General features: G+C 65.6%; 15 protein-coding genes and 3 pseudogenes. All 18 read left to right on the top strand.

What is annotated here, in order from left to right; genetic code table 11:
• The first annotated feature begins 3 nt into the window (after positions 1-3).
• The 18 genes and pseudogenes from AX767_RS00775 (at position 4) to AX767_RS00695 (ending at position 18328) form a co-directional block, all read left to right on the top strand.
• On the top strand, positions 4-1029 hold the full coding sequence (locus tag AX767_RS00775) for an RluA family pseudouridine synthase (RefSeq protein WP_443082760.1): 1026 nt from the start codon (positions 4-6) through the stop codon (positions 1027-1029).
• A gap of 127 nt (positions 1030-1156) precedes the next feature.
• Complete coding sequence (gene scpB, locus AX767_RS00770; RefSeq protein ID WP_082754720.1) at positions 1157-1885, top strand: SMC-Scp complex subunit ScpB; 729 nt, start codon at positions 1157-1159, stop codon at positions 1883-1885.
• Positions 1882-3566 (top strand): annotated as a pseudogene (locus tag AX767_RS22050) (pseudouridine synthase). Before scpB ends, AX767_RS22050 begins: the two are co-directional and overlap by 4 nt.
• A gap of 172 nt (positions 3567-3738) precedes the next feature.
• Positions 3739-4164: a nucleoside-diphosphate kinase gene (ndk, locus tag AX767_RS00760; RefSeq protein ID WP_068627918.1), complete on the top strand. Its 426-nt coding sequence runs from the start codon at positions 3739-3741 to the stop codon at positions 4162-4164.
• Between the two features lie 22 nt (positions 4165-4186).
• Entirely contained in the window at positions 4187-5362 is a 1176-nt protein-coding gene (gene rlmN, locus AX767_RS00755; RefSeq protein WP_068627917.1) for a 23S rRNA (adenine(2503)-C(2))-methyltransferase RlmN, read from the top strand.
• A gap of 4 nt (positions 5363-5366) precedes the next feature.
• Positions 5367-6197: a type IV pilus biogenesis/stability protein PilW gene (gene pilW / locus AX767_RS00750; RefSeq protein ID WP_068627916.1), complete on the top strand. Its 831-nt coding sequence runs from the start codon at positions 5367-5369 to the stop codon at positions 6195-6197.
• Positions 6190-7128, top strand: a complete 939-nt coding sequence (locus AX767_RS00745; RefSeq protein WP_068627915.1) for a helix-turn-helix domain-containing protein — start codon at positions 6190-6192, stop codon at positions 7126-7128. Before pilW ends, AX767_RS00745 begins: the two co-directional genes overlap by 8 nt.
• On the top strand, positions 7125-8399 hold the full coding sequence (gene ispG / locus AX767_RS00740) for a flavodoxin-dependent (E)-4-hydroxy-3-methylbut-2-enyl-diphosphate synthase (RefSeq protein WP_068627914.1): 1275 nt from the start codon (positions 7125-7127) through the stop codon (positions 8397-8399). The genes AX767_RS00745 and ispG overlap by 4 nt, the downstream gene beginning before the upstream one ends.
• 14 nt (positions 8400-8413) lie before the next feature.
• Positions 8414-9724: a histidine--tRNA ligase gene (gene hisS / locus AX767_RS00735; RefSeq protein WP_068627913.1), complete on the top strand. Its 1311-nt coding sequence runs from the start codon at positions 8414-8416 to the stop codon at positions 9722-9724.
• Positions 9725-9730: 6 nt separating this feature from the next.
• On the top strand, positions 9731-10420 hold the full coding sequence (locus AX767_RS00730; RefSeq protein WP_068627912.1) for a YfgM family protein: 690 nt from the start codon (positions 9731-9733) through the stop codon (positions 10418-10420).
• Positions 10417-11559, top strand: a complete 1143-nt coding sequence (bamB, locus tag AX767_RS00725; RefSeq protein ID WP_068627911.1) for an outer membrane protein assembly factor BamB — start codon at positions 10417-10419, stop codon at positions 11557-11559. The genes AX767_RS00730 and bamB overlap by 4 nt, the downstream gene beginning before the upstream one ends.
• Positions 11560-11577: 18 nt before the next feature.
• Complete coding sequence (der, locus tag AX767_RS00720; RefSeq protein ID WP_068627910.1) at positions 11578-12924, top strand: ribosome biogenesis GTPase Der; 1347 nt, start codon at positions 11578-11580, stop codon at positions 12922-12924.
• Between the two features lie 162 nt (positions 12925-13086).
• Positions 13087-13332: an RNA chaperone Hfq gene (gene hfq / locus AX767_RS00715; protein WP_012747311.1), complete on the top strand. Its 246-nt coding sequence runs from the start codon at positions 13087-13089 to the stop codon at positions 13330-13332.
• A 48-nt stretch (positions 13333-13380) separates the two neighbouring features.
• Positions 13381-14553 (top strand): GTPase HflX, encoded by a 1173-nt coding sequence (gene hflX / locus AX767_RS00710; protein ID WP_068627909.1) that lies wholly within the window; start codon positions 13381-13383, stop codon positions 14551-14553.
• Between the two features lie 75 nt (positions 14554-14628).
• Positions 14629-15995 (top strand): annotated as a pseudogene (gene hflK, locus AX767_RS00705) (FtsH protease activity modulator HflK).
• 14 nt (positions 15996-16009) lie between these two features.
• Positions 16010-16909, top strand: a complete 900-nt coding sequence (gene hflC, locus AX767_RS00700; protein WP_068633221.1) for a protease modulator HflC — start codon at positions 16010-16012, stop codon at positions 16907-16909.
• Positions 16910-16918: 9 nt separating this feature from the next.
• Positions 16919-17107 (top strand): DUF2065 domain-containing protein, encoded by a 189-nt coding sequence (locus AX767_RS20820; protein ID WP_082754718.1) that lies wholly within the window; start codon positions 16919-16921, stop codon positions 17105-17107.
• A 70-nt stretch (positions 17108-17177) separates the two neighbouring features.
• Positions 17178-18328, top strand: a pseudogene (locus tag AX767_RS00695) (ATP phosphoribosyltransferase regulatory subunit).
• The last annotated feature ends 14 nt before the right edge of the window (positions 18329-18342 follow it).

Raw genomic sequence — 18342 nt, 5'->3', positions numbered from 1 at the left:
TTCGTGAAACAGTTGCCCTCAATTATATCGACCGACCCCTCGCACGCTACCCCCGACCCGGCCGAGCCGGAAGAGGGTGCGGACATTGGCGAGCCGAGCGAGCTGCGACCCTTCGTGATCGGCACGGCCGAACATGGCCAGCGGCTCGACCGCGCGCTGGCGGCGCTGGTGCCCGAGTTTTCGCGCAGCTACCTGCAGCAGATGCTCGAAGCGGGGCTGGTGGTGCTGCAAGGCCGCACGGTGAGCAAGGCCTCGGCCACCGTACGGGCGGGCGAGGCGGGGCAGATCGAACTGCGGCCCACGCCCCAGAGCCAGGCGTTCCGGCCCGAGGCGATGCCGATCACCGTGATCCACGAGGACGAGCACCTGCGGGTGATCGACAAACCTGCCGGGCTCGTCGTGCACCCCGCGCCCGGCCATTGGAACGGCACGCTGCTGAACGGCTTGCTCGCGCTCGATCCCAAAGCGGTGCTCCTGCCGCGGGCCGGCATCGTGCACCGGCTGGACCGCGACACCAGCGGACTCATGGTCGTGGCCCGGACGCGCGCCGCCATGGACGCGCTAGTCGCGTTGATCGCAGCGCGCGAGGTCAAGCGCCAATACCTCGCGCTGGCGCATCAACCGTGGGTGGGCGCTGCGGCACGGCAGGTTGACGCACCGATCGGGCGCGATCCGCGCAACCGCCTGCGCATGGCGATCGTCGACCTGGAGCGCCACCCGGGCAAGACGGCCCGCACGCTCATCGAGCGCCTCGACAGCCATGCCGACGGCTGCACCGTGCGCTGCACCCTGGAAACCGGCCGCACCCACCAGATTCGCGTCCACATGGCGTCGCTCGGGCATCCGCTGGTGGGCGACGCGCTGTATGGCGGCGCGCCGGCGGCCGGTCTGGCGCGCCAGGGTTTGCACGCGTTTCGGCTGGCCTTTGTGCACCCCGTCACGAACCTGGCGATGACGTTCCATGCGCCGGTGCCGCCCGACCTGACCACCGCCATGCAGACTTTGGGGCTGGACTACAATCGCGCCTGACGGCCCCAGGCCGCGCCGGCCTTCCGATGCCGGCCTTGCGTTGCACTCGCTGCGTGCCGGCAACGCCAATTTCCATCCCAATGAAACGAAGCGCTTCGAAAGCGCCCTTTCCCGGATAACGCGAACCATGAATACGGCGGATGCCAAGCGCATTCTCGAAACCGCCTTGATCTGTTCGGCCCAGCCGCTGCCGGTCCGCGACCTTCGCGTGCTGTTCGGTGACGAACTCGGTGCCGACACCATCAAGACGTTGCTCGTCGAGTTGCAGGAAGACTGGACCCAGCGCGGCCTCGAGCTGGTCAGCGTCGGCACGGGCTGGCGTTTCCAGAGCCGGCCCGACATGCGCGATCACCTGGATCGCCTGCATCCCGAAAAGCCGCCGCGCTACACACGCGCCGTGCTGGAAACGTTGGCGATCATTGCCTACCGCCAGCCCGTCACGCGCGGCGACATGGAAGACATCCGGGGCGTGACCATCAACTCGCTGATCATCAAGCAGCTCGAAGACCGCAACTGGGTCGAGGTGATCGGCCACCGCGAAACCGTCGGCCGCCCGGGCCTCTACGCGACCACGCGGCAGTTCCTCGACGATCTCGGCCTCGAGTCGCTCGACCAGTTGCCGGTGATCGAATCGCCGGCGCAGCAGGGCGCGCTGGTCGATGCACTGGCGCGCATGGGCGAGTCCGAGCAGGCCACGCTGGCCATCGACGACCCGCAGGATGCGCCGTCGGTGCCTGCGGAGCCAACGGCGGACCTTGCTGCCGATCCCGTCGCCGAACTTTCTCCCGAGCCGCCCGAAGCGGCAGAGTCCGACACCCATCTGCCGACCGAACCCCGGCACGGAACCGAACCATGAGCTCCTCCGAATCCGGCGATCCGGCGATCCAGCCGATCGCTCCTCTTTCTTCCGAAGAAAAAGAAGCGGCAACGCCCGTCCCGGCTGCCGAGGGCGCGCAACCCGAAGCCGGTGACGCCGCGCCGCGCAAGCGCCGTCCGCGCCGGCGCAAGCCGATCGGACTGGATTCCGACGCTTCGCAGGACGGCGAGGCCGTGGACGACGGCGAGGCGCCCCCGATGCCCGAGCCCGTCGCGGTGGCGCCTTTGCCTGAACGCCGCGTCGAAAGCGACCGCGGCGGCGAAGAGATCGACGAACAAGACGAAGAAGACGAGGACGACGACGAGGACGACGACCTCGATCGAGCGCGCAAGGCCAACGAGCGTGCGCTGCGCAATGCGCCGCCGACCCGGCCGATCAGCTTCGCCGACGTCGTGTCCGGCCAGTTCGATGCCGACGAGGAGAGCCCGGAAGTCCCGCCGCTCAAGCGCGTGCTGTTGCCGGAAGCCGACTCGCCCAAGCTGCACAAGGTTCTGGCGCAGGCCGGCCTCGGTTCCCGGCTGGAAATGGAAGCGCTGATCCTGCAGGGCCGCATTTCGGTGAACGCCGAGCCGGCCCATATCGGTCAGCGCATCCAGTACGGCGACCAGGTCAAGATCAACGGCAAGCCGATCCGTTACCGGATCGATCCGCCACCGGCGCGCGTCATCGCGTACCACAAGCCGGCGGGCGAAGTGGTCACGCACGACGATCCGCAGAACCGCCCGACGGTGTTCCGCAAGCTGCCCCGGCTGCAGCAGGGCAAGTGGCAATCGGTGGGTCGCCTCGACCTGAACACCGAAGGCCTGCTGCTCTTCACGAGCTCGGGCGAACTGGCCAACAACCTGATGCACCCGCGCTTCGGCCTAGAGCGCGAATACGCGGTGCGCGTGCTCGGCGCGATCAACAAGGAAGAGCGACAGAAGCTGCTCGAAGGCGTGCGGCTGGACGACGGCATGGCGCAGTTCGGCAGCATCGAAGACGGCGGCGGCGAAGGGTCCAACTGCTGGTACCGCGTCACGATTTCCGAAGGGCGCAACCGCGAGGTGCGGCGCCTTTTCGAAGCGGTCGGCCATGCGGTCAGCCGGCTGATCCGGATCCGCTACGGCGCGATGTTGCTGCCCGCGGCCTCAAGCGCGGCGCCTGGATGGAGCTGGACGACCGCGACATCCGTTCGCTGTTTCAGGCGACTGCTGGCAATGGTGCTGCGGAGCGCGGTCCGCGTCCGGCCGGTCCCCGTGGTCCTGGCGGTCCTGGCGGTCCGGGCGCGGAGGGCGGCGGCCGCAACAACAACAATCGCCGTCGCGGCAAAGGCGGTAAGGGTGCCGCCGGCCCGCGTGACGATTCACGCGGCCAGCAGCAGATTCCCAACCCGCTTGGCGACGGTCGCGGTCCGCGCGGCAATCGTGGCGGTGGTGGTCCGGGCGGGCAGGGCGGCGGTCAAGGCGGTCAACGCCGCAACGGCGGCAACAACGCCCCGAACCGCGGGGATGGTCTGCCGAGCGGCGCAAACCAGCCCGATCCAATGAAAACATCGCTGGGCTACATCGGCGCCGACAGTTTTTCGCGCCAGCGCAAGGAGCAGCGGCAGGCGCCCCGACGCGGCGGTCCCGGCGGGCCGCCGGGCGGCGGCAACGGCGGCTCGCGCCGTCGGCCTCGCTGAATCCAGCAATTCGGCAGCGGTCATTTGCCGCTGCGTCATCAGGCTGGCGCTTTGCGCCGGTTAAAATCAGAGGCTTTGTCGAGGCAGTGCAACCCACGGGGAGCGCAATGCAACCTGAGGGTTGCAGCCTTGGCCGAACTCTTCAAAATCCAAGCTCTCAGGAAGCATTTCAATGGCCATCGAACGCACTCTCTCCATCATCAAGCCCGACGCCGTCGCAAAGAACGTCATCGGCAAGATCGTTTCCCGTTTCGAAGCTGCCGGCCTCAAGGTTGTCGCTGCCAAGCTCGTGCAACTGTCGCGCAACGAAGCAGAACAGTTCTACGGCGTGCACAAGGAACGTCCTTTCTTCAAGGACCTGGTCGAATTCATGATCTCGGGCCCGGTCTTCGTGCAGGCACTCGAAGGCGAAAACGCCATCGGCAAGAACCGTGACCTGATGGGCGCCACGGACCCCAAGAAGGCAGCCGCCGGCACCATCCGCGCCGACTTCGCCGACAGCATCGATGCCAACGCCGTGCACGGTTCGGATTCGCCCGAAACCGCCCAGGCCGAAGTGGCGTTCTTCTTTGCCGGCCTCAACGTCTACGCACGTTGAGGTTGCCACCCAGCCTGATGCAATGACGACGACCAACCTGCTCGAGTTCGATCTGGAGGGGTTGGCCGCGTTTTGCGAGCGGCTGGGCGAAAAGCGTTTTCGCGCGACCCAGCTGTTTCGCTGGATCCATCAGCGCGGCGCACGCGATTTCTCCGAGATGACCGATCTCGCGAAGTCGCTGCGCGAAAAGCTGGCGACCACCGCGCGCATCGAAGCGCTGCCGGTCGCCACGCAGCAGGAATCCACCGACGGCACGATCAAGTGGCTGTTCGACGTGGGCGACGGCAATGCGGTCGAGGCCGTGTTCATTCCCGAAGACGACCGTGGCACCCTGTGCGTGTCGTCGCAAGCCGGCTGTGCCGTAGGCTGCCGCTTTTGCTCCACCGGGCACCAGGGCTTCAGCCGCAACCTGACCACGGGCGAGATCGTGGCGCAGATCTGGTTCGCCGAGCATTTCCTGCGCAAGCACCTGAAGCGCGATCCCGGCCAGGAAGGCCGCGTCATCTCCAACGTCGTGATGATGGGCATGGGCGAGCCGCTCCAAAACTACACCGCGCTGGTGCCCGCCTTGCGCACCATGCTCGACGACAACGCTTATGGCCTGTCGCGCCGTCGCGTGACGGTGTCCACCTCCGGCGTGGTGCCCATGATCGATCGGCTCGGAGGCGACTGCCCGGTGGCATTGGCGGTGTCGCTGCACGCGCCGAACGACGCGCTGCGCGACGACCTCGTGCCGCTCAATCGCAAATACCCGATTGCCGAACTGCTTGAAGCCTGCAAGCGCTACCTGGCGCATGCGCCGCGCGACTTCATCACCTTCGAATACTGCATGCTCGACGGCGTGAACGACCAGCCTGAGCATGCGCAGCAGCTCGTGGACCTCGTGCGCGGTCAGGGCGTCTCGTGCAAGTTCAACCTCATTCCGTTCAACCCGTTTCCGGCATCCGGTCTGCTGCGCTCGCCGCAGCCGCGGGTGCTGGCGTTCGCCAGGGTGTTGAGCGAGGCCGGGATCGTGACCACCGTGCGCAAGACGCGCGGCGACGACATCGATGCGGCCTGCGGCCAACTGGCTGGGGATGTCAAGGACCGCACCCGCGCTGCTGAGCGCATGGCGCAACGTCGCGAATCCGGTCACAAGACCATCGTTTTGCACCCGTCCCGCGATACGCGGGTTCTTCCGAATGTCCAGGAACACTGACGCAATGACCATGGTTTTTCCGATTCCGCCCAAGCTCCTGGTGCGTGCGCTTTTCTGTCTTGCTGCTGGCGTGGTGCTGGCAGGGTGCGCCGGCAAGGGCACCACGGTCGGCAGCACCGCCGGCAACGGTGCGGAAATGGTGACCGAGTCGGACGAGGGCAGCGGTCGCAAGCGCGCGCGGCTTCGGCTCGAGCTGGCCATCGGCTATTTCGGCGCCGGCCAACCCACCGTCGCACTGGATGAAATCAAGCAGGCGCTGTCTGCCGATCCGAACTACGCCGAGGCGTTCAACCTGCGTGGCCTCGTCTACATGCGCCTCGACGACGCTGGTCTGGCGGAGGACAGCTTCCGCCGCTCGATCGCGATCAACCCGCGCGACCCGGACACTCTGCACAACTACGGCTGGCTGCTGTGCCAGCAAAACCGCTTTGCCGATGCGGCGCAGCAGTTCTCGCAAGCGCTGGCAATCCCGAACTACAGCGACCGCGCCAAAACGCTCATGACGCAGGGCGTGTGCCTGCTCAAAGCGGGCGACCGGGCCGGCGCCGAACGCAGCTTGATGCAGGCGTACGAAATCGACGCTGGCAATCCGGTGGTCGGCTTCAACTTGGGGTCCCTCCTTTGGCAGCGCGATGACGTCTCGCGTGCCCAGTTCTATATTCGCCGGGTGAACAACAGCCCATCGGCCAATGCCGAAACGCTGTGGCTCGGCATCAAGATCGAGCGCAAGCTCGGCAACCGCGAAGCGCTGACGCAACTCGCGGTCCAACTGCAACGTCGCTTCCCCCAGTCGCGGGAGGCCCTGGCGTACGAACGCGGAAATTTCAATGATTGAGCGAGCGAGCGAATTCGGCGCGTCCCAGGCGGCGCCCCTCGTGGTCGGCGATACCAGCCAGATGAGCGCCGGCGACATGTTGCGCGAGGCGCGCGAAGCGCACGGCTTGCACATCGAGGTGGTTGCTGCTGCACTGAAGGTTTCAACGCAGAAGCTTGAAGCGCTCGAGAACGACGACATCGACGCGTTGCCCGACCCGGTGTTTGCGCGTGCCCTGGCCGCCAGCGTATGTCGCGCCTTCAAGATCGATCCGGCGCCCGTGCTCGCCAAGCTGCCGGGGTCGCCCCGCGCCGGTCTGGCCGATGCGGACCGGACCATCAGCACATCGTTTCGTTCGGGTGCGCCGCGCGCCGGCCGCAGCGGTGCGGGCTGGCGGCCGTCGCGTTTGCTCGTTGCGGTCGTGGTGATCCTGTTGCTCGGCACCGCCGCGATCTTCTGGCTGCCGCAATCCACCTTCGAGCAGCTCAGCGCCTCCATCGCCCGCATCACCGCGCGCGGCGATGCGGCCATCGGCGCCTCGACGGAACCCGAAACGCCTGAGGCTGCACGGGCGCCCGGCACGGTCGTCGAATCCGTGGTGCCGTCTGCCCAGCCGGTGGCACCTGCGGCCGCTGGCCTGATCGGCGCCACCACGTCGCCCGCCGCGACCGTCCAGGACGGCGTGCCCGCGCAGCCCGCGAACGCCAGTGGCAACATCCTCGTCTTCGTGGCGCGTGCCGACTCGTGGATCACGGTGTCGGAAGCCGGCGGCAAGCAACTGTTGCGTCGGACGGTAACGGCTGGCGAAACGGTGGGCCTTTCGGGCACGCTGCCGTTGTCGGTCGTGGTGGGCCGCGCTTCCGGTGTCGACGTTCAGGTGCGCGGCAAGGCCTTCGACCTGGCGCCGGTGACGAAGGGCGGCGGTATCGCGCGTTTCGAGGTGAAGTCGTGACCGTCGAGGGCTTCCCGATCGACGCCGCAGCGCCGAAGCCGCGCCACTCGCGTCAGGCCCAGGTGGTTTGGGGACCGCGCATCGTCACCGTGGGCGGCGACGCCCCGGTGCGTGTCCAGTCGATGACCAACACCGACACCGTCGACGCGATCGGCACCGCGATTCAGGTGAAAGAACTCGCTATCGCCGGCTCGGAAATGGTGCGCATCACGGTCAACACGCCCGAGGCGGCGGCCCAGGTGCCGTACATCCGTGAGCAGCTCGACCGCATGGGCATCGACGTGCCGCTGATCGGCGACTTCCACTACAACGGGCATCGCTTGCTGACCGACTATCCGGCCTGTGCCGAAGCGCTCAGCAAGTACCGCATCAACCCCGGCAACGTGGGCAAGGGCGACAAGAAGGACAAGCAGTTCGGCCAGATGATCGAGGCCGCGATGCGCTGGAACAAGCCGGTGCGCATCGGTGTGAACTGGGGCAGTCTCGACCAGGAACTGCTGGCGCATCTGATGGACATCAACAGCCAGCGGCCCGAGCCCTGGGGCGCCAAGTCAGTGATGTACGAGGCGCTGATCACCTCGGCCATCGACTCCGCCAAGCTGGCCGAGTCGATGGGCATGAACGGCGACCAGATCATCCTCAGTTGCAAGGTGAGCGGCGTGCAGGACCTGATTTCGGTCTACCGCGAACTCGCCAGGCGTTGCGACTACCCGCTGCACCTGGGCCTCACCGAGGCTGGCATGGGCACCAAGGGCACAGTCGCTTCGGCCACTGCGCTGTCGATCCTGCTGCAGGAAGGCATTGGCGACACCATCCGCGTCTCGCTCACGCCGCAGCCCGGCGAGGCGCGCACGCAGGAAGTGGTGATCGCCAACGAAATCCTGCAGGCACTCGGACTGCGGATTTTCGTCCCCAGCGTCACTGCGTGTCCGGGTTGCGGGCGCACCACCAGCACCACGTTCCAGGAGCTCGCCAAGCACATCGACGACTACCTGCGCCAGCAGATGCCGGTGTGGCGCAAGAAATACCCTGGCGTCGAGACGCTCAAGGTTGCCGTCATGGGCTGCATCGTGAACGGCCCGGGCGAAAGCAAGCACGCCGACATCGGCATCAGCCTGCCGGGCACCGGCGAGGCGCCGGCCGCACCGGTCTTCATCGACGGGCAGAAAGCGCTGACCCTGCGCGGCGACAACATCGCGAACGAGTTCCACCAGCTGGTCGAGAACTACATCGAAAAACGCTTTGGCAGCGATCGCGCTGTCGCGGCCTGACACCGTCGAGCAACATGGTTGACAAACTGACTGCCGTCAAAGGCATGAACGACATATTGCCGCCCGAATCGGCGCGTTGGGAATGGCTCGAAGCGATCGTGCGCGACCTGATGGGCCTGTATGCGTACCGAAACGTCCGCACCCCGATCCTCGAGCACACCGCGCTGTTCGTGCGAGGCATCGGAGAGGTCACGGACATCGTCGAGAAGGAGATGTACGCCTTCGAAGACCGCTCCGACAAACACGGCCAGGCCGAACATCTCGCGATGCGGCCCGAGAACACAGCTGGCGTGGTGCGCGCCGTCATCGAGCACAACATGCTCTACGAAGGCCCCAAGCGCCTCTGGTACACCGGCCCGATGTTTCGGCGCGAGAAGCCGCAGCGCGGCCGTTACCGCCAGTTCCATCAAATCGGCGCCGAGGCGCTGGGCTTTGCCGGGCCCGATGTCGATGCCGAACTGATCCTGCTGGCCGCCGCGCTCTGGAAAAGAATCGGGCTCACCGACGTGCGTCTCGAGCTCAACAGCCTGGGCCAGCCCGCGGAACGCGCGTCGCACCGGGCGCAATTGATCGCGCATTTCGAGCAGCATGCCGACAAGCTCGATGAAGACGGCAAGCGCCGTCTGCACAGCAACCCGTTGCGCATCCTCGACACCAAGAATCCGGCCATGAAGGCTGTCGTCGACTCGGCGCCGCGGCTCATCGATTTTCTCGGCGCCGATTCGCTCGCGCATTTCGATGGGCTGAAGGCCATCCTCGATACAAACGGCGTGGCCTACACGGTCAATCACCGGCTGGTGCGGGGGCTCGACTACTACAACCTCAGCGTGTTCGAGTTCGTGACCGACCGCCTCGGCGCGCAGGGCACCGTGTGCGCCGGCGGGCGCTACGACGACCTCATCTCGCAGATGGGCGGCAAGCCGGCGCCGGCGGTCGGCTGGGCGCTCGGCATCGAGCGCGTACTGGCGTTGTTGGAAGAGGAGGGCGCGGCAGTGCCTGCGCCGGTGCCCGACGTTTACGCGGTGGTTCCTGCGGCGGCCGCGATGCCTGTGGCTCTGCAGGTGCTTCAGCAGCTCAGGGCCTGTGGCGTGAGCGTCCAGATGCACGCGGCCACGGCAGAGGGTTTGAGCAGTTTCAAATCGCAGTTCAAGAAGGCCGATGCCAGCGGCGCCGCTTTTGCGCTGGTCTTCGGCGCCGACGAACTTGCCCGCGGCGAAGTGATCGTCAAGTCGTTGCGCGACGGCAGCGGCGCGCAAGTCGCTCGTCCGCTCCACGCGGTGGCCACGTGGGCCACCACCCTACAATCCCCGGCTCCCAATCAATAGCAGCGCATGGCAACACCTCTCGATCTCGAAGAACAGGAACAGCTCGACCAGCTCAAACACTTTTGGGCGACCTGGGGCAACGTCATCACGGCCGTCGTGGTGGTGGCCGCGCTGGCGTTCGCAGGCTGGAACGGATGGCAATACTGGCAGCGCACAAAAGCCGCACAGGCCGCAGCACTTTTCGATGAGCTCGACCGTGGCGCCCAGGCCGGCGACACCGCACGCGTCGAGCGCGCATTGGCCGACATGAAGGACAAGTACGCGGGCACCGCGTATGCGCAGCAGGCTGGATTGCTGGCAGCCAAAGCGTTGCACGACAAAGGCAACGCGGATGCCTCCCGCTCGGCGTTGGCGTGGGTTGCGCAGAACGCCGTCGACCCCGGCTACCAGGCAATCGCCCGGTTGCGTCTGGCCGCCGAGTTGCTCGACAGCAAGTCGTACGACGAGGCGCTCAAGGAGCTGTCGAACAACGTCCCGAAGGAATTCGCGCCGCTGGTCGACGACCGCAAGGGCGATATCTATCTGGCCCAGGGCAAGCGGGAAGAGGCGAAGGACGCCTATCGCAAAGCCTGGACCGGCCTCGCTGACCGTGGCGACTACCGCCGCTTGGTCGAAATCAAGCTCAATGCCGTCGGCGTCGATCCCAAGACACTGGCCCCGACCGTCACCGTAACTCCCGCCAAGACCACACCATGAATTTCAAGCGTTTTGTGCCGCCAACCCGCGTCCTGCGCGCAGGCGCTGCGATGGTTTCGATCGCCGTGCTGGCTGCCTGCCAGGGCACGCCCAAGCCGAAGCCAGCCGAGCTGCCTGCCAACGTCGCGCTGATGGGCGTGCGCCAGGCCTGGAGCGTCAAGCTGCCAGCCGTCAGTTTTCCGTTGCAGACCAGCGTGAGCGGCGACATGGTCGCCGTTGCCGGCGCCGACGGCACCGTCGTCATGATCGACGCGCGCTCGGGCCAGGAAGTCTGGCGCGGCAGCGCGGGCGCCCCCTTGTCTGCCGGCGTCGGCAGCGATGGATCGCTTGCGGCCGTGGTCACCCGCAACAACGAACTTGTGGCGTTGCAAGGCGGCAAGGTGCTGTGGAAGGAACGCCTCACCGCCGAGACGTTTACCGCGCCGCTCGTCGCCGGTCGCCGCGTGTTCGTGCAGGCCGCCGATCGCACCACCAGCGCGTGGGATGGTCAGACGGGCCGACGCCTCTGGGTGCAGACGCGCACCGCCGAAAACCTGGTGCTGAAGAAGCCCGGTGTGATGCTGGCGGTCGGCGACACGCTCGTCACCGGAGTGGGAGGCCGTCTCGTAGGCATGAACCCTGCGAACGGCACCTCGCGCTGGGAGGCTCCGATCGCCGCACCCCGTGGCACGAACGACGTGGAGCGCCTGGTCGATCTCACCGGGTCGGTCAGTCGGGTCGGCGACAGCGTGTGTGCGCGCGCCTATTACTCCAATGTCGGTTGCGTCGACACGCAACGCGGCATGCTGGTCTGGACCAAGAGTGCGTCCGGCGCCGAGGGCGTCAGCGGTGACGATCGCCTGGTGTTCGGCACCGAGTCGAACGGCAACGTGACGGCCTGGCGCCGCACCGACGGCGAGCGCGCGTGGCTCAACGAACGGCTCAAGTACCGCACACTGACGGCGCCCCTGTCCGCGGGTCGTTCGGTCATCCTGGGCGACAGCACCGGGCTCCTGCATTTTCTCTCGCGTGAAGACGGTTCGCCGTTGAACCGCCTCAGCGTCGATGGGTCCGCCATCGTCGCCACGCCGGTACTTTCCGGCAACACGGTCGTCGTCGTCACCCGCAACGGCGGCGTGGTCGGCTACCGGCCTGAATAACGAACTGAAAGCCCGACCATGAAACCCGTCATCGCGCTGGTCGGGCGCCCCAACGTCGGCAAGTCGACGTTGTTCAACCGACTCACGCAAACGCGCGACGCCATCGTCGCCGACTTCGCCGGGTTGACGCGCGATCGTCACTACGGCAACGGCCGGCAGGGCAAACACGAGTTCATCGTGGTCGACACCGGCGGCTTTGAGCCTGATGCCAGCAGCGGTATCTACAAGGAGATGGCCAAGCAGACGCGCCAGGCCGTGGCGGAAGCCGATGTGGTCGTCTTCGTGGTCGACGCGCGCGAAGGGCTCTCCGCGCAGGACTACGAAATTGCCAAGGAACTGCGTCGGCTCGGGAAGCCCTGCGTACTGGTCGCCAACAAGGCCGAAGGCATGCAGGACGGCACCCGACTCGTCGATTTCTACGAATTGGGCTTCGGCGATGTGCACGGCATTTCGGCCGCGCACGGGCAGGGCATTCGCGATCTGGTCGAGCTCGCGCTCGAGCCACTGAACCTTCCCGACCCCGAGGAGGACGTCGAGGGCGACGATGCCAACAAGCCGATCAAGCTGGCGGTTGCAGGCCGCCCCAACGTCGGCAAGTCGACGCTGATCAACACCTGGCTGGGCGAGGAGCGCCTGGTGGCATTCGACTTGCCAGGCACCACGCGGGACGCGATCACCGTGCCTTTCGAGCGCAACGGGCAGCACTTCGAACTGATCGACACCGCCGGCTTGCGCCGCAAGGGCAAGGTCTTCGAAGCGATCGAGAAGTTCTCGGTCGTCAAGACGCTCCAGGCCATCGAATCGGCGAACGTGGTGCTGCTGCTGCTGGATGCCACGCAAGGTGTGACCGACCAGGACGCGCACATCGCCGGCTACATCCTCGAAAGCGGACGGGCGGTCGTGATCGCGATCAACAAATGGGACGCGGTCGACAGCTACCAGCGTGAGCAGATCCAGCGCCAGATCGAGACACGGTTGCCATTCCTGAAGTTCGCGTCGCTGCATTTCATCTCGGCGATCAAGCGCCAGGGCCTCGGCCCGGTGTGGCAGTCGATCGCCCAGGCGCACAAATCCGCCACGCGCAAGATGTCGACGCCGGTGCTCACGCGCCTGCTGCTCGAAGCCGTCCAGTTCCAGGCGCCGCAGCGCGCCGGCATGTTCCGCCCCAAGATGCGCTATGCGCACCAGGGCGGCATGAATCCGCCGGTCATCGTGATCCACGGCAACTCGCTGGAGCACGTGACGGAGTCGTACAAGCGATTCCTGGAAGGCCGGTTCCGCAAGGAGTTCGACCTGGTGGGGACGCCAATGCGGATCGAGTTCAAACTCTCGACCAACCCGTTCGCAGAGAAGGGCGGAAAGTAGCAACTTGACGGCCAATGAGCGCGGATGAGTCGCACTCTGGCCCGAAGTTCCTCCTTTTGAGAGACGTTATTTTGTCAAGGCCTTTGGCCTTCGGTGCTGCACCGCGGAAACCCTGTGTTAAGGTTTGGTTTCCAACAACAACTCTTGAACACGGAGAATATCGTGAGCAATAAAGGGCAACTCTTACAAGACCCCTTCCTGAACACCTTGCGTCGCGAGCACGTGCCGGTTTCGATCTATCTGGTCAACGGCATCAAGCTGCAAGGTCAGATCGAGTCGTTCGACCAGTATGTCGTTTTGCTTCGCAACACGGTAACTCAGATGGTCTACAAGCACGCCATTTCGACGATCGTGCCCGGTCGCGCTGTCAATTTCTCGGCTGCCGAGAACGACGACGCTGCCGCTTGAATGGTGCGGCGGGCTCGCCTGCCGCACTTTTCTCATTATTGATTCCATTTGTCTGAATTGATCCCCCGCCAGGAAGGCGCCGCCATTCTCGTCGGCGTGGATTTCGGGCTGCCGCATTTTGACGGCGAACTTGAAGAGCTCGGCCTGTTGGCAGAAACCGCAGGGCTCACGCCTGTGGCGCGGATCGTCTGCAAACGCAAGGCGCCCGATGCCGCACTTTTCGTCGGCAGCGGCAAGGCCGATGAAATCAAGGCATTGGCCGAGATGCACCGCGCGAGCGAAGTCATCTTCGACCAGACCATCAGTCCCGCTCAGCAACGCAACCTCGAACGCCAGCTCGACGTGGCGGTCTACGACCGCACCTTTCTGATCCTCGAAATCTTCGCGCAGCGCGCGCGTTCGCATGAGGGAAAGCTGCAGGTCGAGTTGGCGCGGCTGCAATACCTCAGCACCCGGCTCGTGCGGCGTTGGTCGCATCTGGAACGGCAAACCGGCGGTGCAGGCGTGCGTGGCGGCCCGGGCGAAAAGCAGATCGAGCTCGACCGTCGAATGATTGGCGAATCGATCAAGCGTACTCGCGAGCGACTTGCCAAGGTCCAGAAGCAGCGTGGCACGCAGCGCCGGCAGCGTGAGCGCCGCGAAACTTACAACATTTCGCTGGTGGGCTACACCAACGCCGGCAAGTCGTCGATTTTCAACGCACTGGTGAAGGCGCGTGCGTACGCTGCGGACCAGCTGTTTGCCACGCTCGACACCACCACGCGCAACCTCTATCTGGGCGATGCGCGGCGGCAGGTGTCGATTTCCGACACGGTCGGGTTTATCCGCGACCTCCCACACGGCCTGGTCGACGCGTTCAAGGCGACGCTCCAGGAGGCCGTCGACGCCGACCTGTTGATCCATGTGGTCGATGCATCCAACCCCCACCATCCCGAGCAGATGGCCGAAGTGCAGTCGGTCCTGAAAGACATCGGCGCCGACGCCGTGCCGCAGCTCGTGGTGTTCAACAAGATCGATGCTCTTGAAAGCGTGCAGCGCCCCCTTCATCTGGTGGACGACATGGAAATCGACGGCACCCGTGTGCCACGTGTTTTCCTGAGCGCGCACACGGGCGAAGGGGTGCCTGCCTTGCGCGCCGAATTGGCGCAGCGATCGGGGTCGCTGTCCGCACAGGACATGACCTTGGCGCAGGACGCTGAATTGCACGATGCTGCCGACTGATTGGGCACAATCCCGTCATTGACGAGAGAACCGAAGCGAATGAATGCAATGCCAGTGTGGAGATGGGTTCAGGGAATGTTCAACCTGAACGACGGTAAATGGGGACGCGGCGATGAGCCGGCGTCGAACGGCGAGCGCCCGGCTGCCAACCGGCCCGATGGCGACCCGCCGAGTCCGCCATCGCAGCCGCCTCCGGGCAACAACAATGGCAACCGCCCGCGGGGCCAGGGCCCGAATCAGGGCCCTCCCGATCTCGATGAGCTGTGGCGCGATTTCAACCGCAAGCTCGGCGGCCTGTTTGGCGGCAAAGGCAACAACAACCGGTCGAGTGGCAACGGCGGCGGCAACAAGGGTGGCCCCGGCAGCTTTCGCCCCGACATGAAGAACGCCGGCTTCGGTCTCGGTCTGGTCGCCGCTGTTGCCGTGCTGATCTGGCTCGGCACCGGCTTCTTCATCGTGAACGAAGGCCAGCAGGCCGTCATCACGCAATTCGGCCGCTACAAGGAAACTGTCAATGCCGGTTTCAACTGGCGCCTTCCGTACCCGATCCAGCGTCACGAACTCGTGGTCACTACGCAGATCCGCTCGACCGACGTGGGTCGTGACGCGATCGTGCGTTCTACCGGCTTGCGCGAGTCGGCCATGCTCACGCAGGACGAGAACATCGTCGAAATCAAGTTCGCCGTGCAATATCGCCTGAGCGATGCGCGTGCTTATCTGTACGAGAGCAAAGCGCCGGCGGACACCGTGGTCCAGGTCGCGGAGACCGCCGTGCGCGAAGTTGTCGGCAAGATGAAGATGGACGCCGCGCTCGCCGAAGAGCGCGACCAGATCGCGCCACGCGTGCGCGCGCTGATGCAGACGATCCTCGACCGCTACAAGGTCGGTGTCGAAATCGTCAACATCAACTTGCAGCAGGGCGGCGTTCGGCCTCCCGAGCAGGTGCAGGCGGCGTTCGACGATGTGCTCAAGGCCGGCCAGGAACGCGAGCGCGCAAAGAATGAGGCCCAAGCCTATGCCAACGACGTCATCCGCGCGCCACGGGTACCGCGTCGCGCCTGAAGGAAGAGTCCGAGGCCTACAAGGCGCGCATCGTCGCGCAGGCACAAGGCGATGCCGGCCGCTTCGGCGCCGTGCTGACCGAATACCAGAAGGCGCCGCAGGTCACCCGGGACCGCATGTACACCGACGCGATGCAACAGATCTACGCCAACACGACCAAGGTGCTGGTCGACTCCAAGCAAGGCTCCAACCTGCTGTATTTGCCGCTCGACAAGCTCATGGCGCAGAGCGGGGCCAGTGCCACGGCGGCGCCCGCCGACGGCGCGTCGCCGAATGTGGCCGGCACCGCCACGCCTCAGTCCTCCGTGATCCCGGTCGTCCCCAATGCGGGCGAGACACGGGCGCGTGATGGTCGTTCGCGCGACCGCGACGTGCGTTGAACGGGAACAAGAACATGAACAAAATCGGATTCATCGCAACCTCGATCTTGGTGGCCCTCGTGCTGCTGAGCTCGACTCTCTTCGTCGTCGACCAGCGCCAGTTCGGCGTTGTCTACGCGCTCGGCCAGATCAAGCAGGTGATCACCGAGCCCGGCCTGAACTTCAAGCTGCCGCCGCCGTTCCAGAACGTGTCGTACATCGACAAGCGGCTGCTGACGCTGTCCAGCCTCGACACCGAGCCGATGCTGACCGCCGAGAAGCAGCGCGTGGTCATCGACTGGTATGTGCGCTGGCGCATCACCAATCCGTCGGAATACATCCGCAACGTCGGACTCGACGAAAACGCCGGTGCCACGCAACTCAACCGCGTGGTGCGCAATGCGTTCCAGGAAAACATCAACAAGTACACGGTGCGCGACCTGATCTCGTCGAGCCGCGAGAAGCTGATGGCCGATGTGCAGCGCGAAGTGCTGGCGGTCGTGAAGGGCGCCAAGCCCTGGGGCGTGGACGTGGTCGATGTGCGCATCACGCGCGTCGACTATGTCGAGGCCATCACCGAATCCGTCTACCGCCGAATGGAAGCCGAGCGCAAGCGCGTGGCCAACGAACTGCGCTCGACAGGTTTTGCCGAAGGCGAGAAGATTCGCGCTGACGCCGATCGCCAACGCGAAGTGACGGTGGCCAATGCCTATCGCGATGCGCAGAAGATCAAGGGCGAGGGCGACGCCCAGGCGGCGGCCGCTTACAGCGAGTCGTTCGGTAAGGACCCGCAATTCGCGCAGTTCTACCGCAGCCTCGATGCCTACAAGCAGAGCTTCAACAAGAAGAGTGACGTCCTGGTGCTCGACCCGTCTTCCGACTTTTTCCGTGCGATGCAGAGTTCCGGCTCGAGCACGGCGCCACCGCGTCGCTGACGTCCTGGCGTGAGCGCCGACACCCTCTGGACCGCTTTGGCGATGGTGCTGGTGATCGAGGGCATCATGCCGTTCGTGTCGCCGAGTGGCTGGCGCCGTGGCTTTACGCAGTTGCTGCAATTGCGTGACGGCCAGCTGCGGTTCTTCGGCCTTTGCAGCGTGCTGGCCGGCCTGCTGCTGATCTGGTTCCTGAACTGAGGCAGGTCGCCTGAGTGGCGACCTTCTGCCGGGCCATTAGAATTCCGGTTTAACCCACCCGCCATTTCCCATGTCCGCTTGGGTCCTCCCGGATCACATTGCCGATGTGCTGCCTTCCGAGGCGCGCCACATCGAAGAACTTCGACGTCAGCTGCTCGACACCGCCCGTGGCTATGGCTACGAGTTGGTGATGCCGCCTCTGCTCGAGCACCTCGAATCCTTGCTCTCGGGCACCGGCGAGGCGCTCGACCTTCTCACTTTCAAACTCGTGGACCAGCTCTCGGGCCGGAGCATGGGTCTGCGCGCGGACACCACGCCGCAGGTTGCGCGCATCGACGCGCACCTGCTCAACCGGGAAGGCGTCGCGCGCCTGTGCTACTGCGGGCCGGTGCTGCACACGCGCCCGACCGCCCGCACGCCACGCGCGAGCCCTTGCAGTTCGGCGCCGAGATCTATGGCCACGCCGGCCCCGAGGCCGACACCGAAATCCTGTTGCTGGCGCTCGACTGCTTGCGCTCGGCCGGCATCGGCAAGGGCGCGATCGTCGACATGGCCGATGCGCGCATCGTGCGGTCGTTGTTCGCCGGGGTGCCGGTCGATGCACAAACGCTCGGCCGGGTGCATTCTGCGCTGGCCGCCAAAGACCTCAGCGAGGTGCGCGCGCTGACCCGCGACTTCCCTGCGGCATCGCGCGACGGCCTGGTGGCGCTGGTCCAGCTCTATGGCGACGTGAAGGTGCTGGACGAAGCTGAAAAGGCCTTGAAAGGCACGCCCGCTGTGCGCGAAGCCCTGTCCAATCTGAAGCAGCTGGCGGCCCGCCTCGAGGGCGCCGAAGTGAGCTTCGACCTGGCCGACCTGCGCGGCTATGCGTACTACAGCGGCATGCGCTTCGGCATCTACGTGCCGGGGGCCGCCGATGCGCTCGTGCGTGGTGGACGCTACGACGAGGTCGGCGCCGTGTTCGGACGCAACCGGCCGGCGGTCGGCTTCAGCCTCGATGTGCGCGAGCTCGTCGGGGTGCTGCCGGCGCGGCCGCTGCGTGCCGCGATCCGTGCGCCGTGGAGCGAGGCCTCCGGCCTGCGCCAGGCCATTGCCGAATTGCGCCGCACCGGCGAAACCGTGGTCTGCGTGCTGCCTGGCCATGACAGCGAAATCGATGAATTCCACTGTGACCGCGAGCTCGTCGAGCATGCCGGGCAGTGGATCGTGCAACCCATTTGAATCCAGGAAATTCC

It is taken from the genome of Variovorax sp. PAMC 28711 (genome assembly GCF_001577265.1).
Classification (GTDB): Bacteria; Pseudomonadota; Gammaproteobacteria; order Burkholderiales; family Burkholderiaceae_C; genus Variovorax.
Note: the sequence above shows the minus strand (reverse complement) of the source record. Positions and strands in the feature narration are given on the sequence as shown.

Excerpts from the sequence above, each read along its gene's own strand:
- hflC (WP_068633221.1), top strand. The coding sequence starts at position 16,010 with ATGAACAAAATCGGATTCATCGCAACCTCGATCTTGGTGGCCCTCGTG.
- AX767_RS00730 (WP_068627912.1), top strand. The coding sequence starts at position 9,731 with ATGGCAACACCTCTCGATCTCGAAGAACAGGAACAGCTCGACCAGCTC.
- ndk (WP_068627918.1), top strand. The coding sequence starts at position 3,739 with ATGGCCATCGAACGCACTCTCTCCATCATCAAGCCCGACGCCGTCGCA.
- AX767_RS00745 (WP_068627915.1), top strand. The coding sequence starts at position 6,190 with ATGATTGAGCGAGCGAGCGAATTCGGCGCGTCCCAGGCGGCGCCCCTC.
- pilW (WP_068627916.1), top strand. The coding sequence starts at position 5,367 with ATGACCATGGTTTTTCCGATTCCGCCCAAGCTCCTGGTGCGTGCGCTT.
- scpB (WP_082754720.1), top strand. The coding sequence starts at position 1,157 with ATGAATACGGCGGATGCCAAGCGCATTCTCGAAACCGCCTTGATCTGT.
- hisS (WP_068627913.1), top strand. The coding sequence starts at position 8,414 with ATGGTTGACAAACTGACTGCCGTCAAAGGCATGAACGACATATTGCCG.
- bamB (WP_068627911.1), top strand. The coding sequence starts at position 10,417 with ATGAATTTCAAGCGTTTTGTGCCGCCAACCCGCGTCCTGCGCGCAGGC.
- der (WP_068627910.1), top strand. The coding sequence starts at position 11,578 with ATGAAACCCGTCATCGCGCTGGTCGGGCGCCCCAACGTCGGCAAGTCG.
- rlmN (WP_068627917.1), top strand. The coding sequence starts at position 4,187 with ATGACGACGACCAACCTGCTCGAGTTCGATCTGGAGGGGTTGGCCGCG.